Here is a 12,126-nt window from a genome sequence, read left to right as displayed (position 1 = left end):
ATTCTGCGGAAAACTTCCTCCTTGTTTGCTTGTTCATAAGGTTAAATTTAATCGTTTTTTTTAACTTAACCTCTGGTCTCAATTTTGGGGAGTATTATAGTATTCGGATTGTTTTGCTCGATCTGCTCTGGAGAGGCATAAGCCAATGTAAAACTGCTCACCTGCTCGGTACCCTCCTCCAGCATTTGCGCAACGCCAAAATCCAGCAACTTAACCTGACCCTCTTCGGTGACAACAATATTCTTCGGCTTTAGATCCAGATGGACAATGAGCGATTGATGTGCATGCATAACGGCCTGACAGATATCCTCAAATAAATGTAGGCGGGCCGTTATGCTGAGCTTTCTAAATTGACAATAGGCAATGAGATTTTGGCCCGACACCCACTCCATGGTGAAAAAAGGGCGTTCATCTTCTGTAAAGCCGCCGTCATACAGCCTGGCAATATTCGGATGGTTCAGTTTGGCTAAAATCTGGCGTTCCCGCTCAAACAAACTTCTATGAGAAGGATTTACCGACACCGGTTTCATCAGTTTGACGGCAACGGTTTGATCAAACAGCCCATCATCCCGACCAGCCTTGAAAACGGTACCCATGGCACCTTGCCCGATCACTTCGGTCAGTACAAAGGCGCCAATCCGACTCCCGATGAGGTCATAATCGTTTTCTAAAATTGAAAAAATAGTTCCACTTTCCGTGTTGAATAAGCGGTGCGATTGTCGATCTGCATTTAGAAGGTCGAACAATTGCCTGTAAAGTAGTGAATCCGTCCGGGATAAAAACGCCAACTTTTCCGCACGTGCTGCATCGGGCATTTCCAGTAATTCGTGAAAAAGGGATGCAATAGTCTCCCATCGTCGGTCCGCTCTCCCCATCCTGCTAATTCTTAAGTTCCTTGCTCAGCCATGCTTTGGCAAATCGCCAATCTTTTCTAACGGTGTCTATGGAAACACCCAACATCTCGGCGATCTCTTCGTGTTTGTAACCCCCGAAAAAATGGTATTCAACTACTCTACAATACCTGTTGTTAAATGCCTTTAGCCGCATGAGCGCATCGTTCAACTGAATAACCTCCTCGGGAGTTGTCTGCACGACCGGTTCGATGTCTCCATAGGTTAGTTGAATTTGATCGCCACCTCGTTTGATTCTTTTCTTCTGCCTTGCATAATCGACCAAAAAACGCCGCATAACCAAGGCCGCAATTGCCATAAAATGCCGCTTGTTGGCAAATCCGTTTTTCCTGTTTTCCAACTTCAAAAACGCCTCGTGCACCAAGGCGGACGTGTCCAAGGTATCGGTATGGTATTCAAACCGAAGCTTCTGCCGAGCCAGGGAATGCAGCTCATCGTAGCAAAACAAATAATGCTGCCTCAGTGAGGCGAATGTACCCGATTGCTGCTGAAAATTTCTGGATGTTTCCATACAATGTTTTCTGATAGTATCGAATGAATCCAAAAATACTGTTTCTGCCGCTAATAATCTAATCGTCAACCAGCTATCCTCGCTAAAAAACCCAATTTGTAAAAAAGGTAGCCGAATCGTATTCGTCCTGCAACGAAAGCACGCATCGCTTAAAACCGCGCTATGCCTTCGGAGACGCTTTTTCCTCTCCGGCAAACCCCTATTTTTCCAGAAATGCCCGATTGCTGCTTTTGATCCAACCTGTCGCTCCCATCCCTGTTATAGAATAAAGGCGTATGAATCGGAAATCATACGCCTCTATTTGTTTTCATCGGCCTTTATTATTCCTGCTGCAAAATTACTTTCATCGCGTCAATGTAGGAGGGCTCGGGTACTTCCTGCCCTTGTACCAACATGACGAAATGCTCCGCAAGAATCTCCTCCGGATGCAGCGTATAGTTGGTATTGTCTCCAATCTTTTGCTTCAAATCCGTGGCCGCAGCAAAATTTTTGAGTACCGGCATGTTGTCTACCAGTGTCGCTTGTTTGCCATCGTCCGGTCCATCCACAAACATCAGCCGTTGCTTCAGGTAGGTAAAAAAGGAGCCTCCGTCCCATTCTTCTTCGGAGATGAGTACAAATACCACTTCTTCTGATTCCCCGTCTACTTGCAAGGTGATCGTATGTTCCAAAAAAGGCGCATCCGGGTTGGTGGTCACAAAATCACGAATCCCCTCCGGATACACAATCCGGTTGGTTTCCATAAAATTTATGGTCTCAAATAAGGCCGTCCTTCGTTCGGGTTTGAAGCGTGTCAAAATGTGAAACAACTCGTGAATGAGAAAACTCTCATTCACCAGGCCGCGGACCACGATGTAGTTTTCCCGGGTATAACTCACCGCTCCCCCTTCTTCATCCATGGTGGATTTGACCAGCAGTATCTCCTCCGGAAACTCCAGCTTGAGACCCAGGGCATCAATTTTATCCTTTATTCCCAGGATCCGTTCTTCCAACACTTCTTTTTCCTCTTCCGTCCAGGCTTGTGCTTGTTGGGAAGCGTAGGTCAGGTAATCCTCTTCCTCGGTACTGGCTTTGTTTTTCGTTCTGGAAATCAAGTCAAATTTACTCAACTCCTGCGTGTAGGAATCAGAGGTTCCCAGCCGCTCGGCAGCTTCCTCCTGTGGGGTAAAAACAATGGTGGTATTTTCATCCAGGGGAACGACTATATCCGGATCCCTTGGCGTAGGATTGGTTGGCTCCTCAAGTTCTTCCGGCTCTTGAATGGGATCCGGATCATCTACAGTGCAGGCCATGAGTAATGCCAGCATAATTAGGGGGTAAATCAACAACTTTTTCATTTGATTTGAATTAATTAGTAGTAGGTATTATTTTTTATTTTTTTGGTCCAATACTTGTTGCAGTAGCCGCGCAAAACTGGCATCGTTTGGCGGAGATAACATCGTGATGTGTTCGCCTTCCGCCTCCCATACACGTAGTTCGTTTACAAAGGGTTTCCAGCCAAAACCCTCCTTGTCCGGTAGGTAACCGGAAGCAATCCGGGCCTTAATTAGGTCTACCGCTCCATCGTAATACGGTATCTCGTATCCCTTACAGGCCTCTTTGTAAACGTACTCCACTCGTTTGTATGTTTTGAGCAACGAAGACTCTGCCTTTTCCTGCTCGGCTCCCAATAGTTTGTGAACCTTTCGAAATTTCCTTTGCCAGGATGCTTTTTTTATACGTTTGAAAATGTCCGGATGCCGGAGCAGAAGTTCCACATCAAATTTCCTTTTGCCGAAAAAATATTCCATGTTTTTCAGCAAGCGCATCCCTAAGGCGAGGTGGTAATTCCGCTGGAATGCATAGGTGTCGAACAAGACCAACTTTTCCACAGATTTCCCCATTTTTCTCAGTTGGCAGGCCATTTCATACGCGATAATTCCTCCCAACGAATATCCTGCCAGAAAATACGGTCCATTCGGATTTTGCTGCAAAACTTCCGAAAGGTACTGAGAAGCTATGGCCTCGACGGTCTGCAGGGGCTGCTCTACCCCGTCCAGTCCTTTGGCCTGAATCCCGAATACCGGTTGCTCCCGGTCCATTTCCCTGGCCACGGCATAAAACGGAAGAATGTTCAAACCTCCTCCGTGAACGATGTACAGGGGCGGCTTCGAACCGGCATTTTTTATCGCTACCAGGCTTTTCCACTCGCTGTCTCCCAGTACACCGCTTTTGATGGCTTGAGATAAGTTTTGAATGGTCGGGTATTTAAACAGCACCGATAAGGGCAGCCGAATGCCATAGACGTTTTCCAACTGCACCATCACCTTTACGGCCGTCAGGGAATGTCCGCCTATCTCAAAAAAATTGTCGGTTTTACGGATTTGTTCCAGCCCCAGTGCCTTTTTCCAAATTTCCGCCACCAATCGCTCTTCCGGATCAAATCCTGCCCCATCGCCCGTCGAAGCCGCGGACCCTCTTTCCGGATCGGGCAGTGCCTCGCGGTTTACCTTCCCATTTTCGGTTAATGAAAAAGCTTTCACCCACAAATAGTCTGTCGGAATCATCACCTCTGCCAGATTCTCAGCCAATTGATTTCTCCACTGCCTGACCTGATTGGCCTCCGGGTACTGCCATACCTGGGCTTCCAGGATAGCCTCTTGCGTTGGGACCAAATAGGCCCGCAAAAATGCCTGTTCGTTTGCGTCCTTCCGCACCAAAACGATCGCATCCTTGATTCCTTTCAGTTGACGAAGCCCGCTTTCCACCTCAGCCAATTCGATTCGGTGTCCACGGATCTTTACCTGATGGTCCATGCGACCACTGACGACCAATTCGTCCGCAGGCGTAATCCAACCCAAATCCCCGGTTTTGTATACACGATGGCGCGAACCAGCCTCCGCGGGAATCTCGATAAATCGTTCTCGGGTCAGTTCGGGCTGGTTTAAATAACCGGACCCGACCCCGTGTCCAGCAACCCAGATTTCTCCCTTTCTTCCCTTTTGAACGGGATTTCCATCTTTATCCACGACGTAAAGCCGGGTATTGACCGCCGGCTTGCCCACCGTTATTTCCCGATCCGTTGCGCGCACCTGCTTGATGGTGGCATAAACTGTCGTTTCTGTAGGGCCGTATACGTTCCACAATTCTGCCCCAAGCGGCAATAGGCGCTGGACCAGGTTCATTTCCAGAGGCTCTCCCCCGCTGATCATCCGCAAGCTTTCAACTTTCCGCGTCCAGCCTCCCTCCAACATCATTTTCCAGTGGGAAGGCGTGGCAAACATAACCGTGATGGCACGGTTTTCCAGTTCCTCCAGAATGACCCTGGGTTCTTTTCGCTGCTCTCGGTCAAGAATTATTATCTGGGCCCCGAAAACCAACGAAACCAGGGTTTCCAATAGCGCAATATCAAACGAAACCGAACTTACGGCCAATACCCTGTCCGTGGCGGAAATCCCCGGTTGATCGTTTACGACCGACACGAAATGGAATAAATTGAGGTGATCCAAGGCAACCCCCTTTGGCTTGCCGGTGGTACCGGAAGTATAGATAAGGTATGCGGGATCGTCCGGGACGGAATGGACTTCCGTATTTCGCGTGGGGTATTCCCCGGCCCTGTCCTGAAACTCCTCCCAGAGGATTTTCGTCACGCTGGTCTCTATTTGATGCTCGTCAGCACCGGTGATGAAAAACGAGCAGGAATCCTCCAGCATGTACCCAATGCGCTGTGCAGGTAAATCGGTATCCAGTGGCAGGTAAGCGCCGCCGGCCTTGAGAATGCCCAGGATACCTATCACGAACGCTGGAGAACGCGGAAGCAGAATGCCCACGACCTCCCCTTTTTTTAGCCCTTGGTCCAACAGATACGCAGCCAGCTGGTTTGCCTGGGAATTTAACGAGGCATAGGACAGCTCGGCCCTTCCGAAAAAAACCGCCGTCCGATCCCCGTTGCGGCTTGCAGCTGCCTCGATCATTCGTTGGATCGGCAGGTAGCGTTGATTGATTCCTTCGTAAGCTTCTACTTTACCGAGGCCACTGAAAGCGCGATCGGGCACCAATTGGGAGAGCTTTTGATTGGGATCAGCCAGCCCCGAATCCAATAGTTGAATGTATTGGGAAGCCAGCTTTTCGATCCTTTCGGCATCAAAGATATCTTTGGAATATTCGATCCGGACGCCAATTCCTGTGCTGCTTTCCTTGACCAGAAAGGTAAGGTCAAATTTAGCGGTGGTTTGAGGGACGGATTGTACCTCCATGGACAAGCCCTCTGCACTATTTCTTACCTCATCACCGTACTCCATCACAAACATGACTTGAAAAAGTGGATTCACTCCAAATTGCCGGTGCTGGGCAGTGGCCGCGACAATCTTTTCAAAGGGTACTTCCTGGTGTTCATAGGCCTCCAGTGTGTTTTTTTTCACCGCTAATAGGGTATCCCGAAACGAGTCACTCGGATTCAGCTTGCTGCGAATGGGCAGTGGGTTGACAAAATACCCGATCATTGGCTCTGTTTCCGTGTGATTTCTCCCGCCCATAGCGGTACCCACACACAGGTCTCGCTGCCCGCTGTTTCGTTCCAGCAGGGACTTAAAAGCTGCTAGCAATAGCATAAAAGGAGAAAGACCCAACTGCTTAGCCAGCTCCAGAATACGCTTGCGGAGATCCGAACCGATGCGGATATCGTACGTGGCGCCGTCATGGGATTTCCGGTGTGCACGCACTCCCTCCCCATAAAAATGAAAGGGCCGCAGACCGGCAAGTTTTTCTTTCCAATACTGCATTTTTGCTGCCAGGGTCTCATCCCGGAGCCGATTTCGCTGCCAGAGGGCGTAGTCCGCGTATTGAATTTTTAGATGAGGCAAAAGTGGGCTTTCTCCCCGTTTTTCCGACTTTACCAACGCAAAGAGTTCGCTGAGAAATACGGAAATGGACCATCCGTCAAATGCGATGTGATGAACGACGACGAATAGATGGCATGCATCCCCGTCCAGCGGGTATTTTTTGGCGCGAATCATGTAATCCTTTCCCAAATCGAAAGGCCGCGCCAGAAACTCGGCCATTTCTCGATCAGGCAAACCGGCTTGAGAGGCTCCCAAATGCCCGGAAGCTTCGGCCAACTCCCAGGCTGCAACCGGCATTACCTGCTGGGAGGCCTCATCTCCCCGTTCCCGGATTACGGTCCGCAGGACCTCATGGCGCTCCATGATGCTTTTGATGGCCTCCTGCAACACCATCCTGCGGGTTTCTCCGGTAATTTTTATCAGTAAGGGAATATGGTATTGGCTGGAACCTTCCAGCTTATCGGTCAGCCATAGACTCTCCTGACCAAAAGACAGGGGAACACGGTCCGGCCGTGGCCTGCATGGAAGAATACGGGCAGATACCGTACTCGTTTGTTCGCGACTTCGGATCAAATCGGCAATGGCCGAAACCGTTGGGTGGGAAAACAATTCGGTCACGCTTATTTCTACCCCGATGGACTCCCGTATTTTGCCGAGCAGTCTCAGGGCCAAAAGTGAATTTCCGCCCAATAAAAAGAAATTATCCCGGACTCCTGCCTGATCCGAACGCAACACCGTTCGCCATAGGTCGAGCAAGTTGCTTTCCAGCAAGGTGGTGGGCGGTGCAAAGCCTTTCTGTTCCGAAGCCAGAATTGCCGCTTTTTCAAGCTGCTTCCGGTCGATTTTGCCATTGGGTGTCAGTGGAAAGCGATCCACCTGTACCACCTGAGAAGGCAACATGTAGCCCGGCAAGGCATCGCGCAATTTTCCTTGAATTTTCCTCGTGTCCAATGGTTGGTCGGCGGTAAAAAATCCAGCCAGCCGCTTTTCACCGGAAGCCGCTTGCTGAAGTACTACTACCGCGTTCTTTACCCCCGGGATGGCCTGCATTAGGGTAGCTATTTCATCCAATTCGATTCGGTACCCGTTCAACTTGATTTGATTATCCAGTCTACCCAAGAAGTCAATTTTCCCATCCGAACGCCAAACACCCCGGTCTCCGGTTTTGTATAGGATACTTCCAGCCGCTTTTACAAGGGGATTTGGAACGAATTTTTCCGCCGTCAATCCGGGTCGGTTCCAGTAGCCCTGTGCCAGCCCCCTGCCTCCCAGGTAGATCTCTCCAGGCACGCCCACCGGACAAGGCATGAGATCCGCATTCAGAACATAGGCGAAACTACCGGCTATTGGTCGGCCGATGGAGACCGGTTTGCCAGGCAGGAGCCGCTCACAGGTAGAATACGTGGTATCCTCCGTGGGGCCATACAGGTTGCGGACAGGTAGGCTTTCCAGATCCAGCTGATTTACAAGCGATCCGGGTAGGAGTTCGCCCGCCATGTTTAGCAAAGCCACATGAGCCAAATCCACCTTTTCTTCCAGCAGCTTCTGCACCAGGCTGGGGACCGTATTGATCAGCACCCCTTGATCCCCGGGAAGGTATTCCGGAATCTGAAGCCCGTTCTGAAGAATACGGATCGGCTTCCCAAAGGCCAGCGGGAAAAATAATTCGAAGATCGACAGGTCAAAGCACATGGATGTCGCGGCGTACATCAACGCAAAACTTTCCGGGGCAAATTCCCTGCCGCACCAATCCAAAAATGCGGCAAGATTGGCCTGCGTCAGGCAAACGCCCTTGGGTTTTCCTGTGGTTCCGGAGGTATAAATCAGGTAAGCCCGCTGATCCGGGGACAAATTTGGTAGTCGCTGTGGCTCAAAATCGCTCTCTTTTAACCCTTGCTGCAACCGGAGGAGTTTTCCCCCATGTTTCGGCTCAATTAGGCCAGCCGATGCCTCGTCGACCAGCAAGTGCGAAGCTCCGCAATCCGCCACGATAAACGCAATCCGTTCGGCAGGGTAGGCCGGGTCCACCGGCACGTAGGCTGCGCCTGCCTTCCATATTCCCAGCATGGCTGCAACCATATCCGACCCCCGCGCGGCCAATAGTACCACGTGGTCGCCCTGCCGGACCCCTTCCCGTACCAGCCAATCGGCAAGCTTGGTTGCTCGGCGATCCAGGCTACTAAAATCCATTCGTTCCCGGCCTGTCAATAAGGCGGTTTCAGGCCCTTTCCTCGCTACCTGTTCCTCAAAGCGGTCGAAAAAACTTCGGTAAACGGTATCTGCCTGAGACGCTTCCTCACCGGAAAGCGCATCCAGTTCGTCGGCAGAAAGCAAGGTCATTTTCTTAACCGGAGAATGCAGCTGTTCGGGCAGCGTCTGCATTAATTGCCGGAAATGAGCGAGCAAGCGTTCAATGGTTTCTGGAGCGAACTTTCCTGCGTCGTACTCAATGCTTCCCTGGAGACCAGTGGCATCCCCGGCCAGGCTGAAGCTAAGATCTAATTTGGCGGCAAATGGATCCACATCCAGACTTCCGACCTCAATATCTGGTAACTGCAAATTCGCTGCGTCAGCGGCACCTTCGTGCATGACAAAAAGTGTGTTGAAGAATGGTTTTCCTCCGGTATCACCCGAAGAAAATGCCTCCACCAATTTCAGGAAGGGAATCCGGGCATGGGCCAAGGCCTCCCTTACTTCCTTTTTAATGGCATGCAAAAACTGGTCAAAGGTATCCGCTGGTTGGATGCGGGACCGCAGCGGTACGGTCGTGATCAGGTAGCCAATCTGCTCTTCGGCACCCGGAAAATTTCGGTCTGCGACCGTGGTTCCGACACAAATGTCTACCTGGTTCGTATACCGGTACAGCAACACCTTAAACAAGGCCAAAAACGTCATGAACAGGGTAGCCTGATGTTCTTTTCCAATAGCTGCGACCGGCGCAATTTCTTGCCGATCCAGAAAAAACCGCAGAATGCCTGCCGGACGAGGGCCTGCGGATGTCTGCGAGTAATCGGTTGGCAACTGCAAGATTTCCCAGCCAGCCAGGGTTTTTTCCCAATAAGCCATCGATCCGGTATCTTCGGGCACCTCCCGCTGGTCATGGACAGTGGCGGGCGGTGGTTCTACGAAGTCCGGGGAATCCTCCAAAACAGCCCCGGTAGCGAGGGAACGGTAATTGTCCGACAGCTCCCGAAGAAAAATCTTCATCGAATGATCGTCGAATGCGATGTGGTGGAAAACCAAGCCCAATACATGCCTTTCCTTGCCAAAGGAAAGCAATCTACCCCGCACCATAAAGTCTTCCCGGAGATCAAAAGGCTTCCGAAAAAAGTCGTCGAAGTCTTCCCGAACCACCGATTCGGAAAACTCCCGTTCCGACTCCCGGTATAGGTCAAACTTCCAATGCGCTGCTGCCTTCAGGCGAACCCGATCGATTCCCAAAATGCAGGTCCGTAGGCTTTTGTGTTTTTTTATCACCGCCCGTATGGCCACTTCCAACCTGTTCGGATCCAGTTTTCCGGTTAGCAGGTAGCTTACCGATAGGTGGTAAGCCAGGGAACCCTCCAGCTGATCGACTATCCAAAGAGACTGTTGGGCAGAAGAGACCGCCGGAGGCAGCGGTTGTGCGCGGGAAGGAGCGGCGGACGCGCCGCTTTTCACCACCTCGGCTTGCCGTCTCCGTCGAACTACCCCGTGCAATTCAGAAATCGTTGGGTGGTCAAAAATATCCGAAACGCGAAGGCCTACTTTGTGCTCGTTGTTCAGACGAGCCACCAGCTGCATGGCTGCAAGCGAATTGCCACCCAATTCAAAGATATTTTTGGATACATCTGGTTGCTCCACTCCAAGTACGTCCCCGACTGCTTGCACCAAATAGTGCAATTCCTTATCGGACAGCCCATTCATTTTCGTCTCCTCTGGTAGGCCCGCCAGCAGCGCTTGCTGGTCCAATTTCCCGTTCTCGGTACGTGGAAAACGGTCTCTCAGTTCGATTTTACCCGGAATCATGTATACGGGAAGGCGTTTTTCGAGCAAATGCCGGGCCTCGCCCGCATTCAGTCGTCCCTTCGGAACGATAAAAAGCAGGAGTTGCGGATTCGACCCAAGGGGTTCGGCCAGCATTGCAACCGCCTCCGAAACCTTTTCTGAATCGAGCAGCACCTTTTCGATTTCTGCCAAATCAATGCGGTTTCCCTGAAATTTTACCTGGCGGTCGTTCCTTCCTTCAAATACCAAACGCCCATCCGGAAGGCTTCGAACCCGATCTCCTGTTGCATACAGGATGGCTCCCTTCTCCTCACTGAACGGATCCGGAAGAAACCGGGCGGCTGTCAGGGCCGGATCTTTCCAATAGCCCTGGGCCACTTGAATGCCGCCAATGTATAGTTCTCCACCGATGCCCGCAGGCAAACGCGCTCCCGTTTTTGGATCCAATACGTAACAGCTGACTCCCGCTAGTGGCGTTCCGATAGTAATGGGATCCTGCTTAGGCGTGATTTCTGCGACGGTGGACCAGATGGTGGTTTCGGTAGGGCCGTATTCGTTGTAGAGGCGTACCTGATTCATTTCCTGAAAATGGGCAAGGGCAAGTGTTTTGGGCAGGCTCTCTCCTCCCAAAATGACACGCTCCAGCTGCTGCCCCTTCAAAAGCCCTTCTTCAAGAAGAAAACGGTAGTAGCTGGGCACACAAAGCAAGGTATTGGTTCCCGCCAATAAGGAAGGAATCGCTTCGGGTTCCCGAATGGACTCGGCAGAACTCATGACCAGACTACCTCCGGTACATAAGGGCCAAAAAATGGCTGCCAGGGAGGCATCAAAGCTCAGCGGCGGAATCAGCAAAAGGTGGGGAACACCCGGATACCGATCAATCCTATTTTGGGTAGCAGCAAACAACTGCCGGTGATTTACCTGCACGCCTTTGGGCGATCCGGTACTACCAGATGTATAGAGGATGTAGGCAGGGGTATCCGGGTTGATGCGGTCTAACCCAGCCGATGTCGTACTTTCGCCCACCCTTACGGCTTCATCAAAGGCGAGCAGGGTGAATTTTTCACTCGGGTCCGACGTCTCGCCCTCGCTAAAAAGGAAGGTAGCATTCAGCTGCTGAAGGATTTCCCGCTTTCGCTGTTCCGGCCATTCCGGATTCAGTGGTACGAAGGCTTTACCCGATTTGATTATTCCCAGGATAGTGGCCACATAGCGGTGCGTCCGGTCCATACTCACCGGAACCAATTGCTGGAATTGAAACGCTGGATCGCCTAGAAACTGACTGATTTTGGTAGCCAGCTCGTCCAGTTCGGTATAGGTATAGCTGTGGGATGCCTCCCTAATTGCTTTCTTTTCCGGATAGCTGTTAACCTGTTTTTGAAATAAATCAAGAACCGTCTGCGCCTTCTCAGGAGACTTACCAGTTAATTCATTCAAAAACCGTTTGCTATTCATCTAGTCCTATCTCCTCTTTTTTTTAATGTTACCCCTGTAGTCGGCCTGGTCCACTACGGCGTGTTTTTCTTAGCATTCGCCAGAGAACCTGGATAAACAGGGACCCTACGTAAGAACGGTGGAATTTCCGACGAACCGAAAACACGTCGAAACCTCCCCAACCAACTGCAAACCGGGATACCGCCAAGCCCATATTTTCCGAAAATGCGCTATTTTCGGTACCTGGGAACTACCCATCCCTTCTGGCTGGATGTTTGAAAAAAACCCTTTCTTCCACATAATCATTTTAAGAATGAGGGAAAATGCTTCGAAATAAGGAGTTTTTTGGTGTTATTTAAAAACAATATATACTATTCCACGTGACTTACCAATAGGCCATCAACAAATTTATTATTTTGTAATTCATTTTTATAGGTTTGAAATGCAAATATATAGAATTTTT

4 protein-coding genes are annotated in these 12,126 nt (G+C 50.5%); all 4 read right to left on the bottom strand.

The annotated features are described in order from the left end of the window. Positions 1-65: 65 nt before the first annotated feature. The 4 genes from GCU44_RS20975 to GCU44_RS20960 all read right to left on the bottom strand — a co-directional run bounded on the left by GCU44_RS20975 (position 66) and on the right by GCU44_RS20960 (position 11,666). Complete coding sequence (locus GCU44_RS20975; protein ID WP_161993988.1) at positions 66-815, bottom strand: serine/threonine protein kinase; 750 nt, start codon at positions 813-815, stop codon at positions 66-68. A 64-nt stretch (positions 816-879) separates the two neighbouring features. Further along, entirely contained in the window at positions 880-1,422 is a 543-nt protein-coding gene (locus GCU44_RS20970) for an ECF-type sigma factor (protein WP_092171198.1), read from the bottom strand. Positions 1,423-1,742: 320 nt separating this feature from the next. Then, positions 1,743-2,759 carry a hypothetical protein gene (locus GCU44_RS20965; protein WP_154859331.1) on the bottom strand — a complete coding sequence of 339 codons (1,017 nt, stop codon included), beginning with the start codon at positions 2,757-2,759 and terminating at the stop codon, positions 1,743-1,745. A gap of 27 nt (positions 2,760-2,786) precedes the next feature. Then, entirely contained in the window at positions 2,787-11,666 is an 8,880-nt protein-coding gene (locus GCU44_RS20960; RefSeq protein WP_206670866.1) for a non-ribosomal peptide synthetase, read from the bottom strand. Positions 11,667-12,126: the final 460 nt, after the last annotated feature.

The organism is Cyclobacterium xiamenense, from assembly GCF_009467825.1.
Taxonomy (GTDB): Bacteria; Bacteroidota; Bacteroidia; order Cytophagales; family Cyclobacteriaceae; genus Cyclobacterium; species Cyclobacterium xiamenense.
This window is presented reverse-complemented; position numbering and strand designations above follow the sequence as displayed.

Bases quoted from the DNA above. Each gene is read 5' to 3' on its own strand.
- GCU44_RS20965 (WP_154859331.1), bottom strand. From the start codon at position 2,759: ATGAAAAAGTTGTTGATTTACCCCCTAATTATGCTGGCATTACTCATG.
- GCU44_RS20970 (WP_092171198.1), bottom strand. From the start codon at position 1,422: ATGGAAACATCCAGAAATTTTCAGCAGCAATCGGGTACATTCGCCTCA.
- GCU44_RS20975 (WP_161993988.1), bottom strand. From the start codon at position 815: ATGCCCGATGCAGCACGTGCGGAAAAGTTGGCGTTTTTATCCCGGACG.